The 23,763-nt window shown below is 65.7% G+C and carries 19 protein-coding genes and 1 riboswitch; of the genes, 16 read left to right on the top strand and 3 right to left on the bottom strand.

Annotated elements, in window-relative coordinates; genetic code table 11:
• Positions 1-35: 35 nt before the first annotated feature.
• A complete protein-coding gene (locus tag KY501_RS24045) occupies positions 36-944 on the top strand; it encodes an ABC transporter ATP-binding protein (RefSeq protein WP_224365590.1) in 909 nt (302 codons plus the stop codon).
• Positions 941-1,726 (top strand): ABC transporter permease, encoded by a 786-nt coding sequence (locus KY501_RS24040; protein ID WP_224365589.1) that lies wholly within the window; start codon positions 941-943, stop codon positions 1,724-1,726. The genes KY501_RS24045 and KY501_RS24040 overlap by 4 nt, the downstream gene beginning before the upstream one ends.
• Before the next feature lie 11 nt (positions 1,727-1,737).
• Here the strand turns inward: KY501_RS24040 and KY501_RS24035 are convergent, their stop codons facing one another.
• Complete coding sequence (locus tag KY501_RS24035) at positions 1,738-3,378, bottom strand: Vgb family protein (RefSeq protein ID WP_224365588.1); 1,641 nt, start codon at positions 3,376-3,378, stop codon at positions 1,738-1,740.
• Positions 3,379-3,832: 454 nt separating this feature from the next.
• On the opposite strand from KY501_RS24035, the gene KY501_RS24030 reads away from it, so the two are divergent.
• From KY501_RS24030 to KY501_RS24015, 4 genes are all read left to right on the top strand, one after another.
• Entirely contained in the window at positions 3,833-4,702 is an 870-nt protein-coding gene (locus tag KY501_RS24030; protein ID WP_224365587.1) for a cyanobactin maturation protease PatG family protein, read from the top strand.
• 105 nt (positions 4,703-4,807) lie between these two features.
• Positions 4,808-5,596, top strand: coding sequence for a VTC domain-containing protein (locus KY501_RS24025; RefSeq protein ID WP_224365586.1), 789 nt, complete (start codon positions 4,808-4,810; stop codon positions 5,594-5,596).
• 93 nt (positions 5,597-5,689) lie between these two features.
• Positions 5,690-6,166, top strand: coding sequence for a nuclear transport factor 2 family protein (locus tag KY501_RS24020; protein WP_224365585.1), 477 nt, complete (start codon positions 5,690-5,692; stop codon positions 6,164-6,166).
• A gap of 135 nt (positions 6,167-6,301) precedes the next feature.
• Positions 6,302-7,699 carry an FAD-binding oxidoreductase gene (locus tag KY501_RS24015; RefSeq protein WP_224365584.1) on the top strand — a complete coding sequence of 466 codons (1,398 nt, stop codon included), beginning with the start codon at positions 6,302-6,304 and terminating at the stop codon, positions 7,697-7,699.
• 9 nt (positions 7,700-7,708) lie between these two features.
• Here KY501_RS24015 and KY501_RS24010 read toward each other — a convergent pair whose 3' ends face one another.
• Complete coding sequence (locus KY501_RS24010; protein WP_224365583.1) at positions 7,709-8,371, bottom strand: hypothetical protein; 663 nt, start codon at positions 8,369-8,371, stop codon at positions 7,709-7,711.
• Positions 8,372-8,582: 211 nt separating this feature from the next.
• Between KY501_RS24010 and KY501_RS24005 the strand changes: the two genes are divergently transcribed.
• From KY501_RS24005 to KY501_RS23975, 7 genes are all read left to right on the top strand, one after another.
• Entirely contained in the window at positions 8,583-9,602 is a 1,020-nt protein-coding gene (locus KY501_RS24005) for a hypothetical protein (protein WP_224365582.1), read from the top strand.
• 43 nt (positions 9,603-9,645) lie between these two features.
• Positions 9,646-10,686 (top strand): hypothetical protein, encoded by a 1,041-nt coding sequence (locus tag KY501_RS24000; RefSeq protein ID WP_224365581.1) that lies wholly within the window; start codon positions 9,646-9,648, stop codon positions 10,684-10,686.
• Between the two features lie 10 nt (positions 10,687-10,696).
• A complete protein-coding gene (locus KY501_RS23995) occupies positions 10,697-12,748 on the top strand; it encodes a PEP/pyruvate-binding domain-containing protein (protein ID WP_224365580.1) in 2,052 nt (683 codons plus the stop codon).
• 370 nt (positions 12,749-13,118) lie between these two features.
• Entirely contained in the window at positions 13,119-15,680 is a 2,562-nt protein-coding gene (locus KY501_RS23990; RefSeq protein WP_224365579.1) for a glycosyl hydrolase family 18 protein, read from the top strand.
• Between the two features lie 85 nt (positions 15,681-15,765).
• Positions 15,766-15,881, top strand: a riboswitch (SAM-I-IV-variant riboswitch).
• Between the two features lie 239 nt (positions 15,882-16,120).
• A complete protein-coding gene (locus KY501_RS23985) occupies positions 16,121-17,407 on the top strand; it encodes an O-acetylhomoserine aminocarboxypropyltransferase/cysteine synthase family protein (RefSeq protein ID WP_224365578.1) in 1,287 nt (428 codons plus the stop codon).
• A 6-nt stretch (positions 17,408-17,413) separates the two neighbouring features.
• Positions 17,414-18,532, top strand: a complete 1,119-nt coding sequence (locus tag KY501_RS23980; RefSeq protein ID WP_224365577.1) for a homoserine O-acetyltransferase family protein — start codon at positions 17,414-17,416, stop codon at positions 18,530-18,532.
• Positions 18,529-19,683 carry a homoserine dehydrogenase family protein gene (locus tag KY501_RS23975; protein WP_224365576.1) on the top strand — a complete coding sequence of 385 codons (1,155 nt, stop codon included), beginning with the start codon at positions 18,529-18,531 and terminating at the stop codon, positions 19,681-19,683. Before KY501_RS23980 ends, KY501_RS23975 begins: the two co-directional genes overlap by 4 nt.
• 8 nt (positions 19,684-19,691) lie before the next feature.
• On the opposite strand, the gene KY501_RS23970 is transcribed toward KY501_RS23975, so the two are convergent.
• Entirely contained in the window at positions 19,692-20,693 is a 1,002-nt protein-coding gene (locus KY501_RS23970) for an aldo/keto reductase (RefSeq protein WP_224365575.1), read from the bottom strand.
• Between the two features lie 73 nt (positions 20,694-20,766).
• On the opposite strand from KY501_RS23970, the gene KY501_RS23965 reads away from it, so the two are divergent.
• The 3 genes from KY501_RS23965 (at position 20,767) to KY501_RS23955 (ending at position 23,758) form a co-directional block, all read left to right on the top strand.
• Positions 20,767-21,690, top strand: coding sequence for a LysR family transcriptional regulator (locus tag KY501_RS23965; protein ID WP_224365574.1), 924 nt, complete (start codon positions 20,767-20,769; stop codon positions 21,688-21,690).
• Between the two features lie 140 nt (positions 21,691-21,830).
• Positions 21,831-23,321, top strand: coding sequence for a spermidine synthase (locus KY501_RS23960; protein ID WP_224365573.1), 1,491 nt, complete (start codon positions 21,831-21,833; stop codon positions 23,319-23,321).
• A gap of 14 nt (positions 23,322-23,335) precedes the next feature.
• Positions 23,336-23,758 carry a hypothetical protein gene (locus KY501_RS23955; protein ID WP_224365572.1) on the top strand — a complete coding sequence of 141 codons (423 nt, stop codon included), beginning with the start codon at positions 23,336-23,338 and terminating at the stop codon, positions 23,756-23,758.
• Positions 23,759-23,763 lie beyond the last annotated feature (5 nt).

Below are 23,763 nucleotides of genomic sequence, written 5' to 3'. Positions count from 1 at the left end.
AAGAATTAAATTTCTTCGGCCCGGAGCTTCATTTCATGCACTGCGTCCAAGTCCGAGAACTGGTCCATCGCTACGGCGGGGAGACCGTCCTGGGAGGCATCGATCTCGAGGTGCCTCGGGGGAGCATCTACGGGTTCCTGGGCCCGAACGGCGCCGGCAAGACCACGACGCTGCGTCTGATGCTGGGCCTGCTGAGGAAGCAGCAGGGCTCCATCTCGGTCTTCGGACGAAGCCTCGATCAGGATCGTCTCGAGATCCTGCGCGGGATCGGCTCGCTCATCGAGAGCCCCTCGCTCTATGACCACCTCACGGCCGTCGAGAACCTCGAGGTGTTGCGGAGGATCCACCAGTGCCCGCGGCGGCGCATCCAGGAGGTCTTGACGCTCGTCGGTCTGGCTGACACGGGCGGCAAGAGCACCCGGCAGTTCTCGCTGGGCATGAAGCAGAGGCTGGGCATCGCTATCGCACTGCTGCACAGCCCCGATCTGCTGATCCTGGATGAGCCCACCAATGGTCTGGATCCGAATGGGATCATCGAGATGCGGGAACTCCTCAAGCAACTGAACCGGGAGCACGGCATCACGATCGTGATCTCGAGCCATCTCCTCGCGGAGATCGAGCGGCTGGTGACGGATGTCGGGATCATCAGCCGCGGGACGATGAGGTTCCAGGGCTCGATGAGCGAACTCCGGCGGCAGCGGCCTCGGGGGCTGGCCGTCACTCTGCGCACAAGCGATGACGCCAAGGCCCTCCGGATCCTCACGGATCAGGGACTGTCTGCCAGCGCCGAAGAGGGGAGGGTCCTCATGCCGCACGCCTCGGATGGAGAGATCGCCGCGGTGAACCGCTGCCTCCTGAGCCACGGTCTCGACGTGTACGAGCTCCACGTGGCCAGGACCGATCTGGAGGCCATCTTCATGGATTTGATCGAGGCTCGCGCATGAACACGGTCTTCTTCCACAGTCTTCAGAGTGAGTGGCTCAAGCAGCGCAAGAGCCTTGCCTCGTGGATGGTGATCGTGGGGGCGTTCTTCACGCCGGCGGTCATCATCGTGGTCAGGTTGTTCCATCGCGAAGGGCTGCCGGGGCTCTACGCCACGGACGGGTTTTGGCCATTGCTCTGGAGGAACTCGTGGGAGTCAGCGGCGATCTTCTTCCTGCCAATGGGGGGGATCCTGGCGACGACGTTGATCACGCAGATCGAGTACAAGAACAACGCCTGGAAGTTGGTGCATGTGTTGCCGCTGAGCACCGCGACGATCTACTTCTCCAAGCTGGCCATCATCCTCCTGATGCTCGGCGGATTCTTCCTGCTGTTCAATGTTGGGATCTATCTGTCAGGAGTGATCCCGTATCTGCTCGTGCCGGGCGTGCCGTATCCAGCGGGTTCCCTTCCTCACGCGCGTTTCCTCGGGGAGGACCTGAGGTTCTTCGTGGACTGCCTGCCCATCGTGGCACTGCAGTACGCGGTCAGTTTGCGGTTCAGGAACTTCCTCATCCCGGTCGGCTGCGGATTCCTGCTCTGGGTAGGCACGTTGGCCGCGTTGGCCTGGCGGTGGAACTTCCTGATCCCGTACTCCTACACGATGATCGAGTACCTGCGGGAGGGCCACGGCAACAAGGTCGCCTCTCCCGCCGTCGACATTCACGTGATGGCCATCGGGTACTTCATCCTGTTCACGCTCGTTGGCTACTGGCTCTTCGCGACCCGGAAAGAGAAGGGCTGAGCGCGCGAACCTCAGGGAACCGGCACGAACCGATAGAGTGCGCTCTCGATATCGGACGACAGATAGATGCTCCCCGACGCACCGATGGCCACCCCCGTGGGGAGGTAGCCCGGTGGCAGGCTCGCGCTCTCGGGTAGACCGATGCGCAAGCCGCTCGCGAGCACGGTGGATTGCCCCGTGGCCGGATCAATCCGCACCAGCCGCTTGCGGCCCACCTCGGCGACGATGAGCCCACCGTCGGGATGCAGCGCAATTCCTTCGGGTGCCAGCAACCCCCTGGCCACCGTGCGCCGTGCGCCATCCGACAGGCGCACCCGCGTCACCCGCCCCGAGCGCACCTCGGTGACGTACACCCCCGGCTCGCGCGCCTCCGTGTCAGCCGCGAGTCCCACCGGTCCCTCCAGTCCCGCGGTCAGCACCGTAGTCCCCGCGGAATCCGAGGCACCCACGAGCACGAGCCGGCCCGTGGTGGCCTCGGCCACGAGCAGCGTGCCATCCCCGAGTTCGAGAACGCCCTGGACACCATTCGTGTTGGGAATCGTCCGCAGGATTGCTCCGGACGTCCGATCCAGGACCTGCAGGTTCCCTCGGTAAGCACTGCTCAGCACGACGTGCTCCGCGCTCAGGCTCACGTGCATCGGGAAGGTCATCGGGGTGGAGAGGGCACGGGTCGTCTGGTGGATCTTCCCATTGAGCCCCCCCACCTGGCGAAGGGCGTACACGTCCGCCACGTACACGCGCTCGTCCGGATCATCAGGCGCGACAGCGATGCCCGAGGGCACGCTCAAGCGTGACTCGACGATGCGCTGGGAGGAACCCGTGGCGGGATTGACCACGCGGATGTCGTTGTCCACCATGTTGGACACGTACACCTGGTCATCGGGGCCGACCGCCAGGTTGTCGAGCCCGGTGGGCAATCTCGCGACAAGCTCCTTGCTTCCTGAGGGCAAGCGGACGCGGATCAGCTCGCCACGCGCCGAGTCGAGCACATAGAGGTGCTCATGGCGCGAGTCGAAGTTGACGGCGACCGGCGTCGTGAATCCCTCGGCCACGACTTCGATGGAGCCCGTATCCACGTTGATACGGGCAATCTGCCCCTTGAGCAGGAGCGGGCCGTACAACCGGTCGTCCCTGCCGAACTCGAAGCCGTTGAGGAACCCGAGCCCGGAGAGGATCTGCCGAGGCGGCAGGTACCCGCGCGGATCCACTTCCCACAGCACGTCCGCCGGGCCGAGCTGGGTGACATAGAGCCTGCCGTCCCGCCGGAACGCCAGCGAGTTGAGGCCTGGGAGATCGGTGGCGATGATGCGCGTCCTTCCATCGGGAGTGCGCCGCATCAGCCGGCCGGAGAAGTAGCCGGTCCAGTAGATGGAGCCATCGGGCCCCAACGTCACATCATCCGCGCCGCCCAGTGGAGGCCCTACCAGGGTGGAGACCGCGCCCGTGCGTAAGTCCACGAGGTGGACCGATTGGCCGAGCAGATTGCTGGCCAGCAGGTGCCGCTCGCCATAGAGGGCCAACCCATGGACGCCTTGGAAGGGGGAGCCAGCCACCACCACCTCCCGGCGGTAGCGGAGTGGAGGGTGGGCCAGAGCCTGGAAACCCACCATCCATATCCAGGCGATCAGGATCTTGTAGGGGACTCGATACATGCGGGCTCCGGGGGCGTGCCGCCATTGAAGGAGGCGCTGCGGACCGCGCTCATGCCGCCTCTGGCTGCCTCGTCGTATAGTAGCCAGGCGAGCAGCCTGCCCGCTTGGTCACCTCCGCCTGCTCGAGCGGACGGGGGAAGCCCGGCAGGGCTCGGAAGCCTTCGATGGAGTGCTGGACGCGAGCTTGGAGTCGTGTCCGGACTTCCGCTACCGGGACTTCGAGAGCTTCCGGAGCCGGGTAGGACTGAAGGAGCCCTGTGCGCACATGTGTTCGCTCGGCAACGCGCGCGGCCTGCCGCGTGAGCACCGGAGAACGTCCGGCGTTTCCAGGAGAGGCAGGGCAGGCCTGAATTGCGCTATATTCCTCTTAGACAAGGATGGTGCGGGCTTTGCTCGGCGGTGCGCGGCGCAGCCCCTGGGGCTTTGATCCGTGCCGATCCATGAGGACTGAAGCATGTTGACTCCGAGCTCGAGCATCCACCCTCAGGCCGAAGTCCGGACGACCCGGGCAGATGCTTCGTCGGCCATCTTCGCTCTCGGCAGACTGGGCTACGACTTTGACTCCGAGGCGCGGCGGGACTTCTTCCTGCAGCGCCTGGGGGGACCGGAGACGCAAGCCTTCGCACCGCTGGATCTGGCCGAATACCTGCGGGAGCACCCCGAGGACGCTCAGGGCCTCACGTGGACCCTGACCCTGGACGGCACACCTATCTACGCACTGGCTCCCGAGGAGTCATCGGCCACCGCCTCCGTCCAGCAACTGATCCACCTGCTGGTGGAGCAGGAGAAGGAAGGCGTCGAGCGCATTTGCGTGGCCGGTTGCTTCGCGGGCTCTACCTGCCTGATGACCGGCAACGCTGTGCCCCAACTGATCCCCGTCATGAGGGGTACGGGCTGCTGGAACATCGCCCGTTTCACCCAACGGTGCCTGGGGGAGCTTCCGCCGGAGGAGGCTTCGGACGAGCGCGAGCGGTACGAGGAGCGGCAGGCGTACCTGCAGCGTTTCGTGGAGCAACTGGCCCAGAAGGCGTGGAACCTGGGTGTGTCGGCGAGAGACAGGGCCCTGAACTTCGCGGTCACCCACGCCTTCCAGGCCGGGGAGGTGTTCGAGGGCGCCTTCCAGGAGCGGCTGGTGATGGACTCGATCGTCGTGGAGGGCAGCACGCGCGCGCCCCCAGGCTGCGAGTGCTGGGACGTCAAGCTCCGCTTCCAGGATCCGGCGAGCCGCAACGAGAATGCGCGCAAGGTCTACCGCTACACCGTGGACGTGAGCGATGCCCTCCCTGGCATCGTTGGTGGGCTGGACACCCGTGTCGAGTTCTGACGTGCCCTCGGGACGACGCACCGCTTAATAAAGAGTTCATATTCGAGTGCCATGCTGGGAGTGTCCGGATGGCTGGGTCCGGGCTTCTCTTTGGGATGGGCAGCCATGAGCCACGACTCGATCCCGCCCGATGCGGGCTACGACCGCGAGCAGCGCTTCCTGCTCAGCGAGGACGAGACGCCGCTCTTCTTCCACGCCATCACCCACCACACGGTGCCCGTGGTGGAGGAACTGGCGCGGCCCGTGCTCTACCTGCGCACCACGTACCTGGACACGCCGGACTTCCTCTTCCTTCGCTCCCAGGGGCCAGGAAGCCGTCGGCTCCGGGTGCGTGAGTACGCCCGAGCGCTGGATTTCAGTGCGACGCCCACGTTCACCGGAGCCTGCTTCCTGGAGCGAAAAGAGTCGACCGCGCAGATCCGGACGCACCGCCGGCTGAGCATTCCCCAGCAGCAGCTCACGGGCCTGTTCTCGGGTTCACCGGAGGGACGGATGCAGGTGGAGGCGCGGCTGCGAGAGATGCTGGAGCCCTCGGTGGTCGAGGAACTGTGCAGGCGTCGCATTGCTCCTCGCGTGGTGACGTGGTTCCGGCGGAGGACCTTCACGGCGGAGCAGAGTGGGGTGCGCCTCGCGTTGGACGAGCAGATCCTCTTCGCGCTGCCCTCGGCTCTGGGCACGCCTGGAGAGCTCGCCCGGCCGGGGCCGGTGATCGGCGGTATTCCTGAGCGGGTGTTGGAGGTGAAGACGGCGGGTAGGGCACCCAGATGGCTGGAGGTGCTCACCGCCGGGCTCCCGAGAGCCTCGCGCCTGACCAAATACCAACTCGCGATGTTCGCGCGGCAGGAAGGCCTGCTCCAGCCTCCCCACGGCGCGAGGGGTGTCTTCAACGAGTAGAGGATGGCCAGCACAGGAAGGCGAAGGAGGGCATCTTCTGCCTGGAGAGCAGCGCCTGTGCACGGTGGCGCCACCTGGGTAAGGTGGCGCCCCATGTCCAACCCCGAACTCCGCCCACCGCTCCCGCCTTTCACGAATGAAGCCGCAGCTCAGAAGGTCCGGGCTGCTGAGGATGGATGGAACACTCGCGATCCTCAGCGCGTGGCCCTCGCGTACACCCCCGACAGTGCCTGGCGGAACCGCTCCGAGTTCATCACCGGCCGCCAGGAGATCGTCGCGTTCCTCACTCGCAAGTGGGCGAAGGAACTCGAGTACCGGTTGATCAAGGAACTGTGGGCCTTCAGCGGTGACCGCATCGCTGTCCGCTTCGCGTACGAATGGCACGATGACTCCGGCAACTGGTTCCGCTCGTACGGCAACGAGAACTGGGAGTTCGACGCGAACGGACTGATGAAGCGGCGCTATGCGAACATCAACGACCTGCCGATTGCCGAGGCCCAGCGCAAGTTCCGTTGGCCTCAGGGTAGACGGCCGGACGACCATCCCGGCTTGTCAGACCTGGGGCTTTGATCCCAGGCGACACAGTCCAGAGCAGGGTGGTGCGCCGCAGGAAGCAAGGCAGTCGAGCGAGCGAGGGCAAGGCCTGTGAGCCCTGGCTCACCGGCCACCGACTTCTCCACCACATTCAGTGGCTGGAGGAATGAAATGCAACTGGAGTCGGAGCCCGGCGTGCTGTGGTCGGAAGAACCCTCATGGCAGGACGCCCGTCATGCGGCCAAGATCGAGCGGATCGCCCGGCAACTGCGGCACCGCACGAGAACTCGGCCCGTGTCCTTCAAGAAGAAGACTCCACCGCATCAGGTCCCCAAGCGCTCTGATCAGCGTCGCAACGACGAGAAGATCGATCTGAGCGATCTCGACCAGATCCTCGAGATCGATCCCGTGGCCAGGACCTGCACCGTCGAGCCTGCCGTCACCTTCGACGAGGTGGTTCGCGCGACGCTGCGTTACGGGCTCGTCCCCATCATCGTCCCCGAGCACAAGACCATCACGCTCGGAGGCTCTGTCGCGGGTTGCTCCATCGAATCCATGTCCTTCCGGTACGGTGGCTTCCACGACACCTGTCTCGAGTACGAACTCATCACCGCCAGGGGAGACGTGCTGCACTGCTCCCCGGACCAGCATCCGCTCATCTTCCAGATGATCCACGGCTCGTTCGGGACGCTCGGGGTCCTCTCGAAGCTCCGGTTCAGGCTCGTGCCCGCCTCACCCTACGTGCACGTGAGGAATGAGACCTACGAGACGCTCGAAGCCTTCCAGCAGGCCATCTGGCGGCATTTCTCCTCGGAGGGTGCCGACTACCTCGACGGCCAGATCTTCTCACCCACGAAGCATGTGCTCTGTGTGGGCCGCTTCGTGGAGCGAGCCCCGTACGTGAGCCGCTATGACTGGCTCAAGGCGTACTGCGAGAGCATCCCTCGGCTCTCCGAGGATTACCTCAGGACCTACGACTACCTCTTTCGCTACGATCGGGGCGTGACCCACGTCTTCCCGAGGAGCCCCGTGGGCCGGGCGCTGTTCGGCAAGCTGGTGCACTCGGACAGCGTGTTGAGGGCCGCGGACCGATTCCATCGCTTTCTGCCCAAGAAGAACCCGTCGGTCATCGTGGACCTGTTCGTTCCCTTCTCGCGCACCGCCGAGTTCATGGACTGGTACCACCGTGAGATGCACTTCTACCCAGTGTGGTGCGTGCCCTACCGCCGCATGTGGGACTACGAATGGCTCACGCCCCGATGGTGGGCCGGCGTGAACGATCCGTTGTTCCTCGATCTCGCCATCTACGGGCTCAAGCAGCAGTCCGACCGCAACCTCTACAAGGAATTCGAGGACGAACTGCTCCAGGTCAACGGCACCAAGACGCTCATCTCCTACAACTACTACGACGAGCAAACCTTCTGGAGCATCTGGAACAAGGACTCCTATCAGGCCGTGAAGCAGCTCACCGACCCCAACAATATCTTTCGTGACCTCTACACGAAGACATGCCGGGCGGCGCTCGGGCTGCCAACGCAGACGGCTGCGGCCGGAGCCTCGCTGCACTGAGCCGCGCCGCTACGGTGCCACCTCGTAGCTGGTCAGCTCCTCGAGCTGGCCTCCGCTCTCCTTCACCTTGCCGATGCCTCGGACGAACCAGTACGTCTTCGTCGTGCTGCCACCGGTCTTGCGCAGCACGGTTGCACGGAACGTCCCCGCCGGGACCGTGACGGACTCGTCATCGGCCACCACCGTCCATCGGTCGTGGTTCGTCTCCGTCGTAGCCGCGCCCGCATCTGGCTGCTTCGTCTCCTTGTAATCCTCCAGCCAGCTCGCGCCCTCCGTGGTGTGCGCGGCCGACTCGTCGACGTGGAGCTTTGGAGGATCCCACGTCTCATCGAGCTCCAACTCCCCCGTGCTCGCACGGAAGGACTGCTCGCGGTATCGCACCAGCCGCTTTTCCGACACGGCTTGCCAGCTCAGCGTCTTGTCGCCGGCCCCCTTCATCGTGACCACCTTGTTCACGAGGAGGTCCTTGTAGGGTCCCGTACCTCCCACTGGCTCCAGCTCTCCCACGGTGGTCTCCTTCGTCGAGGTCTGGCCATCTTCCGTGACGCGGAAGCTCCAGCGGTTTCCCGCCTTCCACGGCATCAGCGGGCCGGACTCGGGATCGCTATCGGTGTTGCCGTCGTCCGGGGTAGAGGTGCTTCCACCACAACCCATGGCGAGAAACCCAGCCATGGCCATTGCCTGGAATTGCTTTGACAGGAGGCGCATGCCTTTACGGGTAACACGGTCTGATCCGCCGCAGGCGCGACGAAATCTTTCGTAATCCCTTCGAAAACGGTCCGTAACGCCGACGACAGGAGGGCTTCAGACACCTGCCTTGTGTGGGAATCCGGCGCCGCTTAATCATTTCGAAACAGAACCGTCATAGATTCGTAAGACGTTCGTGACACGGTTCCTGGCGATGATCCCCCCCCACGCCATTCGCCGGTCACTGTTGCTTGCCCTGGGACTGCTCTTCGCGGGGTGCTCTTCCTCCGAGGAAGAAACCCCTGTCCCGGATGCAGGAGTCGAGGATCCCCCAACGGGAGATCCCAAAGTTCTGGCGGGCTCCTTCCAGGTGCTGCTGGTGGCGTCGACTCCCGCGTCGGGAGGTTCGCCGGCGACGCCGGGGTACACGTCCGTGGTGGGCAAGGTCTACGACGGCGCCATTCCCTCCCAGATTGTCTGGGAGAAGGCGGCCCAGTCCGGTGACTGCCAGCTGTTGACCCCCCGGGTTCCCTTCTGCAACACGCCGTGCGGAGGGAGCGCCGTATGCGTCGAGAACGATACCTGCCAGCCCTATCCCACTTCGCGCAGCGTCGGCTCCGTTCATGTGCAGGGGCTTCGGGCAGCCTCGGGTGCCACCGAGTTCTCGATGGACCCCGTCGCCAACAACTACCAGCCCCCCACGAGTGTCGACCTACCCTTCCCGGCCTTCAGTGAGGGAGACACCATCCGGGCCGACGCCGCAGGTTCGTACTATCCCGCGTTCTCGGTGCAAACCCGAGGCATTGCTCCGCTCGAACTTCTCAACTCCACCATCCGGATCGAGCAGAACCAGCCCGTGACGTTGAACTGGAAGGCTCCGGGGCAGGCGGACCTGTCGAAGATCCACGTCAAGCTGGATATCAGTCACCATGGTGGCACGCGCGGGATGATCGAGTGCGATGCGGCGGACACCGGTTCGCTGCAACTGCCGGCCACCCTGGTGACCCAACTGCTCAACCTCGGGGCCGCGGGGTACCCGACCGTCATCGTGGCGCGCAAGGCGGTGGGTTCCACGACGATTGCTCCCGGGCGCGTCGATCTCGTCGTCTCCTCCGAGGTGGAGCACGCGGTCGAGATCCCCGGGCTCGTGTCGTGCAGTGAGAACTCCCAGTGCCCGGGTGGGCAGACGTGCCGTGCCGACCTGACCTGCGGCTGAGCGCCGCATCGAACCTGCTTTCACTCGAGAGAGACGTGAGGCGATGAAAAGACACCTGTTCCGAAGGCCATGGCTTTCACTGGGCGGCGCGCTGCTGCTCGGGGCCCTTGGCTGCAACGATGATGCCCCCCCATCCGGGGAAGAGCCTTCCGCTGATGCTGGCTCGGACCTCGATGCGGGGACGCTCCCGACGTTCAGTTTCTTCGTCACCAGCCTCAAGGCGATGCAGGAGCTGTCTGGCAATGCCAGTGGCTTTGGCGGGGATTTTCGCTTCGGTGAGACAGGGCCCGGTGCCGGTCTTCGTGGAGCGGACAAAATCTGCGCCACCATCGCCGAGCGCAGCCTGCCGGGAGCGGGCCAGAAACCCTGGCGGGCCTTCCTGAGCGCTGTGGCGGGCGAGGATGGCAAGCAGGTCAACGCCATCGATCGGATTGGCAATGGGCCCTGGTACGACCGGCTCGGGAGGCTTCTGGCCAACTCCAAGGCGGACCTGCTCACCACGCGGCCCACGGGCGCTCATACGCTCATCGTGAACGATTTCCCGAACGAGGACGGTGTCCCCAATCATCGTCCCGATCCCCTCCAGCCAGCGGTGGACAACCACGACACGCTGACGGGAACCAACGAGCTTGGACAGCTCTACAGCGCGACGGCGACCTGCAAGGACTGGACAGCCGCGACCGGTGACGAGAGTGAGGGTCGGCCTCGAGTGGGGCACTCGTGGCCGCGCACGGGGGCTGGTGGTGGTGGCGGCGGCGGTGACTTCGATGGAGGGTTCGGTGGGTTCCCAGATGGAGGCATGGGCGGTCCGCGTCCGGATGGAGGCATGGGCGGTCCGCGTCCAGATGGAGGCATGGGCGGTCCACGCCCGGATGGAGGTTTTGGCGGCGGGCCTGGACCGGATGGAGGTTTTGGCGGCGGGCCTGGGGGAGGAAGCATGGACAACTGGATGTCCTCGCTCGACGAGTCCGGGTGCGCCCCGGGCGTGAACCTCCTGGAGACGGGCGGGCCTGATCCGAACTCCAACACCGTGGGCTCGGGTGGCGGCTACGGCGCCATCTATTGCTTCTCGCTGGTTCCTTGAGGGAAACCCGATGTTCGCAAGTCACTCATTGAAGCCGTTGTGGGGCGTCGCGCTGGTGTGCGGCCTGCTGTCGTCCGCATGCAGCGACAAGACGACCGATCCGGGCGAGCCTCCCGTTCAGTGGGAGTGCCAGATCCCGAGCGGCACTCAGTCCACGGAGTTCCTGAACCAGGTTGGCTGCACGGAGGACTTCCAGGCCCTGGCCTCCGAGCCCATCGATTCGAACCTGCCGGGCGCTCGGTCCGTGAAGGTCATCCTGGATCAGGCCGACAGCAACGCGCTCTACTTCCAGAACAGCGTCCTGTACCAAATCCACTATCAGTTCGCGTCGACGCACCTGTCCGGGAATGGCAAGCCCATTGTTCCGCAGCTCGCGACGTTCAATGCCACCGAGTACTACAGCCCCGAGCGGCGCTTCGTGCTGGGCGCAGTGACTTATTACGAGGGGCCAGGGATCTGGGCGCTCGAGATCTCTCCGTATGACACCGCGTCCGCGGCGATGATCACCACGCTCTACGAGACGGTGAAGAAGTCGGCCTTCTTCGGCTCGGAGCTGGTCTTCCACCCCACCTCCGCCGCAGTGGAGGTAGAGGCCGCACGGCTCTCCGGCATTCCGATCAAGACCACCGACGAGCTCTATGCGGCCATCGATTATCAGCCACTGTCGCTCGGGTCTGGGGTCGGGCGGCTCCGTTTCTCGACGGTGGCGGAGCTGGAGGATCAGTATCTCTCGTATGAGGACATCGTCGTCCTCGACGAGGCTCCCAATGACATCTCCGTCGTGCAGGGGCTCATCACCCAGGAATTCCAGACGCCGCTGTCCCACGTGAACGTGCTCTCGCAGAACCGGCACACGCCGAACATGGGCCTGCGCGGAGCGATGACGAATACCCAGCTGCGGGCGCTCGAAGGCAAGCTGGTGCAGCTCACCGTGGGCTCCTCCGGGTGGACCATTCGCGAGGCAACCCAGGAAGAGGCCGAGGCGTTCTGGGCAGCCCACAAGCCGCCTCCCGTGACGCTCCCCGCGCTCAATCTCTCGGTGAAGGACATCGTCCATATCGAGGACGTGACGCCCGAGACACCGAATGGCTCACTCCGCGAGGACATCAAGAAAGCGGTGCTCGCCTACGGAGGCAAGGCCGCTCATTACTCCATCCTCTTCAAGACGGACGCGATCCCCATCCGGAAGGCGTTCGCGATTCCCGTCTACTACTACGACCAGTTCATGCGGGAGAACGGGTTCTACGATCAGCTTGACGCGATGCTCGCGGACCCGGCCTTCAAGACGGATCCCCAGGTTCGCGACGACAAGCTCAATGCTTTCCGAGATGCGATGAAGAGCGCGCCCATGAACACGGAGTTCCAGGCGATTCTCAAGGATTGGATTGCCAGGGAGTTTGCTCCAGGCGCCAAGGTGCGGTTCCGCACGAGCACGAACAGCGAGGATCTCGAAGGGTTCCCCTGCGCCGGGTGCTACGACTCGCACACGGGCGATCCCGCGGACTGGGAGGACGTCCTGGGTGCGATCCGGAAGACGTACGCGAGCGCCTGGCAGTTCCGCTCGTTCGAGGAGCGCAGCTACTACGGTGTGGACCACAAGTCCGTGGGCATGGCCCTCCTGGTCCATCAGAACTTCCCGGACGAAGAGGCCAACGGCGTGGCCACCACCAGCAACCCCTTCGACAGCACGGGGTTGGATCCGGCCTTCTACGTGAACGTCCAGTTCGGCGGTGACGCGGAAGTCGTTGCTCCGCCTCCGGGAGTGACGAGTGACCAGATCCTCTACTTCTTCAATGAGCCGAACCAGCCGGTGACGTACATGACGCACTCGAACCTGGTCCAGGACGGCACGACCGTGCTCTCCGCGGCCCAGGTCCATCAACTGGGGGTCGCCCTGGACGCCATCCACAAGCGGTTCTCCGCGGCATACGGTCCCGCGGCTGGCAACAACGGGTGGTACGCCATGGATGTCGAGTTCAAGTACGACAACGACGAGGCACCCAGCCAGCCCGCCACGCTCTACATCAAGCAGGCCCGTCCGTATCCCGGACGCGGCCAGTGAGCGGGAGGTGCCCCGCTCCGGGAGCATGCTGGGGCAAGCTGTGAAGCCGCGGGCAGACGTCTGCTCCAGCAGCAGATGTTGGTAGATCGGGGTCGCTATGGCGACCCGATCTCCCCAGACTGAGGAGATCGGGCGTCAGGCCGATCAGGGGAAGGTGACTGCCCTTTGGGAGGGCTCTCCTGATCAGCACTGAGCCGAGCCGTCTCAAAGACAGTGTTGTGGCCTTTCGCAACGTGGAGGCGAGGGGAACCCTGGTCTGGGGACGGGAGGTGCTCCGAGCGGGCATTCATTACTCTCAAAGCATCGACCGACAAATTTCCGCGCGCTGCATCAACTCTCTCGAGCGCCGGAGGAAGTCGAGAGGTGCCATATGGATTCCCTGTCTTTGCAACACCCGGCATTTGTCCCTGCTTCGCTCCGGCTCGGCTTCCTGCTGGTGATGTTCTCCGCCAGTGTTGGCCAGGCGGCGAGCGGCGCGAACTTCCCATCCACCGTCGCTCGCGGCCAGACCCTCGCCAACTCGGGATTCACCTTCCGGACGACCTCGGTCTGGACTGGCGGGTACTGCGCGGAGTTGCAGGTTCCCAACACTTCGGGTTCGGCCCTCAATGGATGGACGGTGAAGTTCTCGCTGGCCTCCGGCATGACGATCAGTTCGGTCTGGCAGGGGCAGTGGACGGCGCAGGGCTCGGAGCAGACGGTGAAGGATGCCGGGTGGAATGGTGCCTTGGCTGTAGGGGAATCCGCCTTGTTCGGCTTCTGTGGCGCCCAGAGTGGCACCGTCAGTGAACCCCTGAACTGCACCTTCAACGGACAGGTTTGTGGCAGCACTTCCCCTACGGACATGCAGTCGCCGTCGACCGTGACGGGATTGACTCTGGTGAGCAGGACGACGACGAGCCTCGACCTGTCGTGGGCCGCCGCCACGGACAATGTGGGCGTCACGGGTTACGAGGTCTTCCTTGCTGGGAGCAGCACCCCAGTGGCCACGCCGACGGGAACGGACGTGAGTATTGGAGGGCTGGTGGTGGGCACGAACTACACCTTCACCGTGAAGGCGCGGGACGCCGCTGGCAACCGCTCGGCCACCAGCGCCTCATTGACGGCCAGCACGGAGGCGAACTCGAACTTTTTCAGGGTGACCTCCACCTGGACTGGCGGGTACTGCGCGGAGATGCGTGTGCCCAACATCACGGGTACGACCATCAATGGATGGACGGTGAAGTTCTCGCTGGTCTCCAACATGACGATCAGCTCGGTCTGGCAGGGGCAGTGGACAGCGCAGGGCTCTCTGCAGACGGTGAAGGATATCGGGTGGAACGGTGGCCTGGCGCCCGGAGCGGTGGCCTTGTTTGGCTTCTGCGGAAGTGTGAGCGGCACCGCCAGTGAACCCCTGAACTGCACGCTCAATGGCCTGACCTGTGGCGCGACGCCGCCGCCGGACACGCAGCCTCCATCCGTGGTGTCCGGAGTGACGGTCACGGGCAAGGGACCTGGGAGCATCGACCTGGCCTGGACGGCGGCCACGGACACCGTGGGCGTCACCGGGTACGAGATCTTCCTGTCCACCGGCACGGCGGCTGTGGCCACTTCGACCGGGACGAGCGTGAGCGTGGCTGGGTTGGCGCCCGAGACGAGCTACACCTTCACCGTGAAGGCGCGAGATGCCGCTGGCAACCGCTCGGCCGCCAGCGCTCCGGTTACGGCCACCACCGCGAAGTCCAAGAAGCTCGTGGGCTACTTCGTGCGCTGGGGAGTCTACGGCCGGGCCTTCTACCCGAAGAGCCTCGACGCCAGCGGCGCGGCCGCGAAGCTGACCCACCTCAACTACGCATTCGGCAACGTGGTGAACGGCAAGTGCACCATCCTCGCGTCGCCGCAGGGAGACCCATGGGCCGACTACCAGATGGGCTTCGACGCCTCCAAGAGCGTGGACGGGCAGGCGGACACCTGGGACCAGCCGCTCAAGGGCAACTTCAACCAACTCAAGAAGCTCAAGGCGAAGTACCCGAAGCTCCAGGTGATGATCTCCCTGGGCGGATGGGACTGGTCCGGTGGCTTCTCGGACGCCGTCAGCACGGCGGAGAAACGGCAGGCCTTCGTCGCGTCGTGCGTCGATCTGTACATCCGCGGCAACCTGCCCGGGATGCAGCCCGGTGCGCTCGCGGGAGTGTTCGACGGCATCGACGTGGACTGGGAGTTCCCGGTCATCGGCGGATTGACGCCCGGTCGCCCCGAGGACACAGCGAACTTCACGGCGGTGCTCGCCGAGTTCCGCCGCCAGCTCGACCTGGTGCGCCCCGGGCTGCAGCTGAGCATCGCCACCGGCTCGTCCGCCTCCGCGTACTCGAAGATCCAGCTCGCCCAGATCCACTCGTACCTGAACCACGTCAACATCATGACGTACGACATGCACGGAGGGTGGGACGCGACGACGAACTTCCATGCCGCGCTCTACAACCAGAGCGGCAACCCGGCGAAGACGCTGAAGGACAGCACGCACGAGGCGGTGCAGGGCCACCTCGCCTCGGGGGTGCCGGCCAGCAAGCTCGTCGTGGGAGTGCCCTTCTACGGTCGTGGCTGGCAGGGCACGCAGCCGGGCCCCGCGGGAGACGGGCTCTACCAGACCACGTCAGGCGCCGCGCACGGCAACTGGGATGACGGGGGCAACACCGGGCTCTTCGACTACTACTACATCCGCACTGTCCTCGAACCGGCCGGAGTGAAGTACCGCCACCCGGAGGCCAAGGTCCCCTACGTCTACAACCCCGCCACGAAGGTGTGGGTGAGCTACGACGACCCCACGTCCCTGGGCGTCAAGGGCGACTACATCAACAGCAACAACCTGGGCGGCGCGATGATCTGGGAGCTGGGAGGGGATGACGCCCTGGGCTCGCTGGTGGCGGCCCTCAAGAGCAAGCTCAACCCGTGACCTGGAAGTTGCTGGGCCAACACCTGAAACGAGGTGTTGGCTCATGTCTGTCTTGACGCAGCCCCGGTGCGCTGCTAATCATTCTCCCCAGCATCAAGAGTGGCTCTCGTCAGGAGCCCGACAACCTGGAGACGGACCTCCAAGGTGTCCAAACGATGCGGCTCGGGGACACAAAGTCCACGGGCAACTAAAGAGTCCGGGACGGGAGGCCCTCTCCCAGTTCCGGCGGAGATGGTGCCGCCATGTGTCGTTGTTACCTCCCCTGACAGCCCCCCAGCCGCTCTCCGCTGCTTCTCGCTGCGCACGGCGTGCGTCCTCTCCTGTTTTCCCGGGGACGTGTGCCGCCGCTGACGGGGATCGGCTGTCCTGAAACACAAACAAACCCAGACACCCCACACCCGCGGCCTCCATGAGGCGCCGCATCACCCCAGGTGCATGCCATGAGTCAATCCGAGACACCCAATTACCACCCGCAGACGCTCGCCCTCCACGCTGGCTACACGCCCGATCCGACCACGGGCTCGCGCGCCGTGCCCATCTACCAGACCACGAGCTACCGCTTCCGGGACGCGGAGCACGCGGCCAACCTCTTCGGGCTCAAGGAGTTCGGCAACATCTACACGCGCATCATGAACCCCACCAATGACGTCTTCGAGAAGCGCATCGCCGCGCTCGAAGGCGGAGTGGGAGCTCTGGCCGTGGCGTCCGGGCAGGCCGCCGAGACGCTCGCGCTGCTGACGATCCTCAAGTCGGGAGATGAGATCATCAGTTCCTCCAGCCTGTACGGAGGCACCTACAACCTCTTCAAGGTGACGTTGCCACGCCTGGGCATCAAGACGCGCTTCGTGGATGGCGGCCGACCTGAGTCCTTCCGCGAGGCCATCACGCCTCGTACCCGCGCCATCTATCTGGAGGCGCTCGGCAACCCGCGGCTGGACGTGCCGGACTTCGAGGCCATCGCCAAGGTGGCGAAGGAGGCTGGCCTGCCGCTCATCGTGGACAACACCGCCGTCACTCCTGTTCTCTTCAACCCGCTGGCCCACGGCGCCAACATCGTCGTCCACAGCGCCACCAAGTACATCGGTGGGCATGGCACGGCCATCGGCGGCGTCATCGTGGATGGTGGCAACTTCCCGTGGAACAACGGCAAGTTCCCCGAGTTCACCGATCCGAACCCCGGCTACCACGGTCTTCGGCTGCACGAGGCGTTCGGCAACCTGGCCTTCATCCTCAAGGCGCGCGTGGAGGGGCTCAGGGATCTCGGCCCCAGCCTGAGCCCGCACAATGCCCATGCCTTCATCTACGGCCTGGAGACGCTCCACCTGCGCGTGCAGCGTCACGGGCAGAACGCGCTCGAGGTGGCGCGCTGGCTGCGCACGCACCCGAACGTGAGCTGGGTGCGCTACCCAGGCCTGGAAGAGGACCCGTCTTACAGCCTGGCGCGCAAGTACTTCCGCGGCGGCTCCGGCGGGCTGGTGACGTTCGGCGTCAAGGGCGGCCTGGACGCGGGCCGCAAGCTCATCAACAGCGTGAAGCTGTGGAGCCTGCTGGCCAATATCGGTGACACCCGCTCACTCATCATCCACCCGGCCAGCACCACCCACCAGCAGCTCAGTGAGGAGGAGCAGCGCTCCACCGGCGTGACGCCGGATCTGGTGCGGCTGTCGGTGGGCCTGGAGCACCTCGACGACATCCGCGAGGACCTCGATCGCGCGCTAAGGAGCTGAGTCGTCATGGGCAACGTGGGAGCGCCATTCCTCTTCGATCTGGCCCTGCCGGGGCTTACCTTGGAGGCCGGGAGCCGGCTGGAGCACCATCACGTCCGCGGATGGTGCTGGGGACAGGAGACGGATGCCGCGGCGGTGCGGGCGCGGCGTCCACTCTCTCCCACGGTGCCCACCGTCTTGATCGTCCACGCACTGACCGGTGATGCCCGAGCCGGTGGGCCGGAGGGCTGGTGGGAGCCCCTCATCGGCCCGGGCCGGGTGCTGGATCCGCAGCGGATGCGGCTGCTGTGCTTCAATCTGCTCGGCTCGTGTTACGGCTCCTCGGGGCCCGTGGACGCGGACTTTCCCTCCAGGCCAGGAGGCACGCCAGCCACCCTGACCACCTGGGATCAGGCGCGCAGCCTCCTGTTGGCGCTCGATGCCCTGGGAGTGCGTGAGCTGGCGCTTTGCACCGGAGGCTCCCTGGGCGCCATGGTGGCGCTGTGCGTGGCGGCGCTCGCTCCGGGGCGCGTGGAGCGGCTGGCCCCCATCGCTGGTGCGGCGCAGGCCAGCAGCTGGGTCGTGGGTTTCAACCACGTGGCGCGCGAGGTGCTGCGCATGGACCCAGGCTTTCCTCGTGACGTGCGGCGCGGCCTGGATGTGGCGCGCCAGCTCGCCATGCTCACCTACCGCGCGGAGCCGGCGTTGGAGGTCCAACAAGGTCGCCAGTTGCTGGATGGATGGGGGCCCGAGCAGCCCTACCGCGTCCAGACGTATCTGAAGCACCAGGGTGAGAAGCTGGTCCGGCGCTTCGATGGGCGCAGCTACCTGGCGCTGCTGGATGCCATGGACCATCATGATTTGTCGCGGCCTCCTCCGCTCCCAGAGCCTCAAGAATCGTGGCGGCATGGGCCCTCCTGGGGATTGTCTCGAATCCAGGCGGACGTGCTGGCGGTGGGCATCGACACGGACGTGCTGTTCCTGCCGCACCACATGGCGCGGTTGGTGGACGAGCTGCGAGGCCAGGGACGCTCCGCTGAGGTGGCCCACCTGACGAGCCCCCACGGTCACGATGCCTTCCTCATCGAGTGGGACCAGATGGCGGCCTTGTTGTCCCGCTCACTCCCTCCAGGACTGAGGTCATGAGTTCCGTTTCCTCGCGCATGCTCCACCCCGTGGCTTCAGAGATCGTCGAGCAGCAGGTGAGTCTGCTGGTCCTCGGCAAAGGCACGGTGGGGAGACAGCTCCTCTCGCAGGTGTACGCCCAGCAGGAATGGTTGGAGCGCAAGCATGGCGTCTCCCTGCGGGTGGTGGGGTTGGTGGACAGCCGCCATGCCCTCTTCGAGGAGCAAGGGCTCATCCAGGAGGGACTGCTGGAGCGGCTTGCTGCGCAGTCTCCACCGGCTACAGGTCCGCTGGGCCTGCGGTTCTTGCTGAACCGGATGCGCGAGCTGCCCGTGCCCGTGTTGGTGGACTGCACCGCCGCCGATGGCATGGAGGCGCACTACGAGGAGGCCTTTGCCCGAGGTATCCACGTGGTGGGGGCCAACAAGAAACCGCTGGCGCTGCCCTGGCCCGCGCGTGAGCGGTTGTTCGTCGAAGCCCGCCGCTACCGCCGCGCGTATCACTACGAGACGACGGTGGGGGCGAGCCTCCCTGTCATCGATACGCTGAGCTCCATGGTGCGCACCGGCGACACCGTGCACCGGGTGGAGGGCGCGCTCTCGGGCACGCTCGGCTTCCTGAGCGAAGCGCTGATGCGAGGCGTGCCGCTGTCCACCGCGGTTCGCGAGGCCCGTGCCCGGGGCTACACCGAGCCTCATCCCCGCGAGGATCTAAGCGGCCTGGACGTGGGCCGCAAGGCGCTCATCCTCGCGAGGGAGCTGGGATTGACGTTGGATCTGGAGGACGTGGTGCTGGAGCCCTTCGTCCCCGCCGAGCTGCTCGCGGAGGACTCTCCCGAGGTGTTCCTGAGCAGTCTCGAATCGCTGGACACGCAGATGGAGGCGCGAGTCCAGGCGTACCGCCAGGAGGGCAGGGTGCTGCGGTACCTGGCTCGGATCGAGCCCGCGGCACAGGAGCGAGGACAACCCGCGGTTCGCGTGGGGCCCGTGGCGGTGGACAGCTCCCACCCGGCCGCTCAGCTCCAGGGCGCTGAGGCCTTCGTGGCCTTCACCAGCGAGCGGCATCGCGAGTTCCCGCTCCTGGTGCGAGGCGCGGGGGCCGGCGGTGCGGTAACAGCCTCCGGAGTGCTCGCGGACATCCTCCGGATTGCTCAGCGCGTGCAGTCCCGGTAGAGGCCGCGTTACCGGCGCTCGCTGTCGAGGTGCTTCATCTGCTCCTCGCCGTAGCGCGTGCCGGAGAGCTTCACGAGCGCCTCGAGCGCCGAGAGGTCGTCCTTTGACAGCGGCTTCTCCAGGGCTCCGAGCGCATCGTCGAGCTGCGCCAGGGTCCTCGAACCCACCACCGGAACGAGCGTGGGCTGGCGTGCGAGCACCCACGCGATCGCCAGCTGTGCCGGCGTCATGCGGCGCTCCTGGGCGAAGCGCTGGAGCTGCGTCACGATCTCCTGATTCCGCTCGGCGTTCGAGCCGACGAAGCGGGGCAGGTAGGAGCGGTAGTCTCCCTGGGCCTTCGGCTTGCTACCGGTGAGGAGGCCTCGTGACAGGACACCGTAGAGCGTCGCGCTGATGCCGAGTTCGGCCAGCGCCGGGAAGATGGCTTCCTCGGGGCTACGGCTGGCGAGCGAGTACTCGATCTGCAGATCGACAATCGGATGGACGCGGTGCGCGCGGCGGATCGTCTCGACGCCCACCTCGGACAAGCCGATGTGCCGCACGTAGCCTGCTTTCACCAGATCCGCGATCGCACCGATGGTGTCCTCGATGGGGACGGCCGGATCCAGCCGGGCCGGGCGGTAGATGTCGATAGCCTCCACGCCCAGCCGCTTCAGGCTGTAGCCGACGAAGTTCTTCACCGCGATGGGGCGCGTATCCACTCCCGACCAGCTCCCGTCCGGCCCGCGGAGCCCACCGAACTTCACGGAGATCTGGACCTGATTCCTACGGCCCGCGATGGCACGTCCCACCAGCATTTCGTTGTGGCCCATGCCATAGAAGTCTCCCGTGTCGATCAGGGTGATGCCGCGATCGATCGCGGTCTGGATGACGCGGATGCTCTCAGCGTCATCGGTCGCGCCGTACATGCCCGACATTCCCATGCAGCCGAGCCCCAGCGGAAATACCTCGGGCCCCGTGGAGCCGAGCTTCACCCTGCGCTGCGTCTTCTTCGAGTCGTTCGTGCTCATCGCTTGCCTCTCCTTCTGCGCAAAGAGTACGGATCGACTCGCTGAAATCCAATGAATAGGATGTATCCGAACCATGCACAGCGTCTATGAGAAGGATCTCGACCTCAACCTGCTCCGCGTCTTCGTCGTCGTCGCGGAGGCGGGCAGTGTCACGGAGGCCGCCAACCGCCTCTACCTCACCCAGCCCGCGGTGAGCGCGGCGCTCCGTCGCCTGACGTCCACGGTGGGAGCACCGCTCTTCGTTCGCGCGGGGCGTGGGCTCGCGCTGACAACTCGTGGGAGGAGGCTGTTCGCCTCGGCTCGGACGCACCTGCAGGCGCTCGTCGAGGCCGCCATCTCTCCCGCGACGTTCGACGCGAAGACGAGCGAGAGGACGATCAGGATCGGGCTCTCGGATGTGAATGAGACGTGGCTGCTCCCATCGTTCCTTCGGCTGCTCGCCGTGGAGGCGCCTCGCATGCGGATCGTCTCGATCCCCGTCCAATTCCGCACCATCGCCGAGGCCCTGAGCTCATCGGCGGTGGATCTCGCGGTGACGGTGGCCGATGAGTTGCCGGCAGACGTCCGGCGCCTGACGCTGTTCTCGGGTGGTTTCGTGTGCCTCTTCGATCCGCGCCACGCTCGGGTCGGCAAGCGCCTGACGTTGGAGCGCTACCTTGAGCACGACCACGTCATCGTCTCGTACAACGGAGACCTGCGCGGCGTCGTGGAGGACATCCTCGGCATCCAGCGGAGTGTGCGGGTGTCGGTTCCCACGTTCCATAGTGTGGGGGCGATTGTGGAGGGCAGTGCATTGCTCGCCACCGTGCCTCTCGTGGTCGCACGAGAACTCATGGCGCAGCGCCCCCACCTGCAGACCACTGTGCTGCCGTTCGCGCCCAGCACCGCGCCCATGGAGCTCCTCTGGCGAAGCACGGTCGAGGATGACGAAGCCATCCGCTTCATGCGTGACCTGGTGCTCCGTACCGTGAAGACGGTGCGCAGTCCCAACACATAGCGGAGCGCTCGAACCCTCCAACCGCGACGCTCATGTCATGGAGGGAGGAGCGAGAAGGGGAGCACAGGGACTCAGTCTGGACTCGTCTTCAGAGTCGTGCAGGCAGTGGAACAGAACTTGCCTGGGCGAGCACTCACCCTATGAAACCCTCGCTCGCCTCGTTGTCGTTCCTGACGGGTGCCACGGTGATGGCTGCCGAGATGGCGGCCTCCCGGTTGGTGACGCCGTACTTCGGTAGCAGCACGCCCGTGTGGGCCACGCTCATCTCTGTCGTGCTCGGGGGCATGGCGCTCGGCGCGCACTTCGGAGGGCGCGTCGCGGATCGCCTGGGCCGGCCCGAGCCGTTGCTCGTCGCGTTATGTGCCGTCGCGGCCCATCTGGCGCTGCTGCCATTTCTCGCGCGCTTGCTGCTGCCCGGCGCGACCTCCGCCGTGCTCGAAGGCGAGCCGCTTCCGGCCTTGGGGCGAGTGGTGTTGTTCATTCTCGCCACGCTGCCTCCGTTGTTGGTGCTGGGCGGAGTGGGGCCGTATCTGCTGCGCCTGGGACTCGGCGGGCTGACGTCCGCGGGGAGTCGCGCGGGGAGCCTCTCAGCGGTCTCGACTCTCGGCAGCATCGTGGGGACGTTGCTCGCCGCCTTCGCCCTCCTGCCGCTGCTGGGCACCGCTCGCGCCATGGCGCTCTTCGGGCTGCTGCTGGGCGCCACGGCGAGTTGGGGTTTTCCCTGGCGCTGGAGGCTGGCCGCCTTGCCCGTGCCCCTGGTGGCGCTGGGGCTGGGGCCGCTGGCCTTGCCTCGGCACCCGTTGGCGCTCGAGACGGCCGAGTCCCCCTATGCGTATGTGCAGGCGCTGCAGCACCCGGATGGAGGGCGTGAGCTTGTCTTCGACGAAGGCTTCGCGGTGCAGAGCCTCTGGATCCCGGGGCAGCCCGTTCGCCAGGAGGTGTTCGCCCACTACCTGCTGGTACCCTCCATGGCCCGGCAGGCGCCTCGAGCGCCTCGGGTCCTGTTGCTGGGCTTGGGCGCGGGCACCAGTGCGCGCGGGTTGCTGGAGACGTATCCGGGCGCGCAGGTGGTGGGCGTGGAGCTGGATCCCGAGGTGGTCCGTCTGGCGCGCGCTCACTTCGCGCTGCCTGATGAGGTCGAAGTTCACGTGGGGGATGCCCGCGCCTTCCTCGCTCGTGACACGCGCCACTACGACACGATTGTCGTGGATGCCTTTCGCTTCCCCTATGTGCCCTTCCACCTCACCACGCGCGAGTTCATGGAGGAGGTGCAGGCGCATCTCGCCCCTGGCGGGGTGGCGTGCTTCAACATAGGCCGCTACCGCCAGGAGCGCGCGGTGGTGGACGCGGTGGCGGCGACGATGGCGGCCGTCTTCCCCGAGGTGCGCGCCGCGGATGCACACAACCGCAGCAACACGCTGCTGTTCTCGGGAGAACCCGGACTCTCCGCGCGCCTGTCCGAGCGCGCCGGCACGCTCCCGCAACATCTGCAGCGCCTGGCCCGGCGAGTGACCGGAGAGCTGCGTTCGGTACGCACCGGCGAGCCCCTCACCGATGACCGCGCTCCGGTGGAGTTGCTCACCGACGGCATCCTCCTGCGGACCCTCGCTCGCGGGGAGGGGCCGCTGTGAGATTCCTGCCCCCAATGCCTGAGTTCCTCTCGCCGCTTCCGGTGGCGGCGGTGGCTCTCATGGCTGTGAATGATCACTGGCTCAAACCAGCCTTCCACAATGCGCTCACGGGGAAGCTGTCGGATGTCGCCATCTGCTTCTTCCTGCCGCTGTACCTTTCGGCGCTGCTCGCTCTGGTGACGCGTTGGTCCCGGCCTGCGCGCAGTGCCGCGGGGGCTGGAGTCACCGCGCTCCTCTACACGGCGCTGAAGGTCTCGCAGCCAGCGGCGAACCTCTTCTGCGAGGCACTGAGAGGGCCAGGTGTCTTGCTGGGCCTGACGCACTTCCGTGCCGTGGCCGATCCGACCGATCTGATCACGTTGCCCCTGGTGGCCGCGGCCGTCCTCTACAGCCTTTCCCGCGAGCCACACGGGTTTCCTCCCCCCGTAGTCCCATGACAGGA

It is taken from the genome of Hyalangium versicolor, assembly GCF_020103695.1.
Taxonomy (GTDB): Bacteria; Myxococcota; Myxococcia; order Myxococcales; family Myxococcaceae; genus Hyalangium; species Hyalangium versicolor.
The sequence above is the reverse complement of the archived record's forward strand: the minus strand, read 5'-3'. Positions and strand labels throughout refer to the sequence as shown.

Bases quoted from the DNA above. Each gene is read 5' to 3' on its own strand.
- KY501_RS24000 (WP_224365581.1), top strand. From the start codon at position 9,646: ATGAAAAGACACCTGTTCCGAAGGCCATGGCTTTCACTGGGCGGCGCG.
- KY501_RS24020 (WP_224365585.1), top strand. From the start codon at position 5,690: ATGTCCAACCCCGAACTCCGCCCACCGCTCCCGCCTTTCACGAATGAA.
- KY501_RS23955 (WP_224365572.1), top strand. From the start codon at position 23,336: ATGCCTGAGTTCCTCTCGCCGCTTCCGGTGGCGGCGGTGGCTCTCATG.
- KY501_RS23980 (WP_224365577.1), top strand. From the start codon at position 17,414: ATGGGCAACGTGGGAGCGCCATTCCTCTTCGATCTGGCCCTGCCGGGG.
- KY501_RS24025 (WP_224365586.1), top strand. From the start codon at position 4,808: ATGAGCCACGACTCGATCCCGCCCGATGCGGGCTACGACCGCGAGCAG.
- KY501_RS24040 (WP_224365589.1), top strand. From the start codon at position 941: ATGAACACGGTCTTCTTCCACAGTCTTCAGAGTGAGTGGCTCAAGCAG.
- KY501_RS24010 (WP_224365583.1), bottom strand. From the start codon at position 8,371: ATGGCTGGGTTTCTCGCCATGGGTTGTGGTGGAAGCACCTCTACCCCG.
- KY501_RS23965 (WP_224365574.1), top strand. From the start codon at position 20,767: ATGCACAGCGTCTATGAGAAGGATCTCGACCTCAACCTGCTCCGCGTC.
- KY501_RS24030 (WP_224365587.1), top strand. From the start codon at position 3,833: ATGTTGACTCCGAGCTCGAGCATCCACCCTCAGGCCGAAGTCCGGACG.
- KY501_RS24015 (WP_224365584.1), top strand. From the start codon at position 6,302: ATGCAACTGGAGTCGGAGCCCGGCGTGCTGTGGTCGGAAGAACCCTCA.
- KY501_RS24045 (WP_224365590.1), top strand. From the start codon at position 36: ATGCACTGCGTCCAAGTCCGAGAACTGGTCCATCGCTACGGCGGGGAG.
- KY501_RS24035 (WP_224365588.1), bottom strand. From the start codon at position 3,378: ATGTATCGAGTCCCCTACAAGATCCTGATCGCCTGGATATGGATGGTG.
- KY501_RS23960 (WP_224365573.1), top strand. From the start codon at position 21,831: ATGAAACCCTCGCTCGCCTCGTTGTCGTTCCTGACGGGTGCCACGGTG.
- KY501_RS23975 (WP_224365576.1), top strand. From the start codon at position 18,529: ATGAGTTCCGTTTCCTCGCGCATGCTCCACCCCGTGGCTTCAGAGATC.
- KY501_RS23970 (WP_224365575.1), bottom strand. From the start codon at position 20,693: ATGAGCACGAACGACTCGAAGAAGACGCAGCGCAGGGTGAAGCTCGGC.
- KY501_RS23995 (WP_224365580.1), top strand. From the start codon at position 10,697: ATGTTCGCAAGTCACTCATTGAAGCCGTTGTGGGGCGTCGCGCTGGTG.
- KY501_RS23985 (WP_224365578.1), top strand. From the start codon at position 16,121: ATGAGTCAATCCGAGACACCCAATTACCACCCGCAGACGCTCGCCCTC.
- KY501_RS23990 (WP_224365579.1), top strand. From the start codon at position 13,119: ATGGATTCCCTGTCTTTGCAACACCCGGCATTTGTCCCTGCTTCGCTC.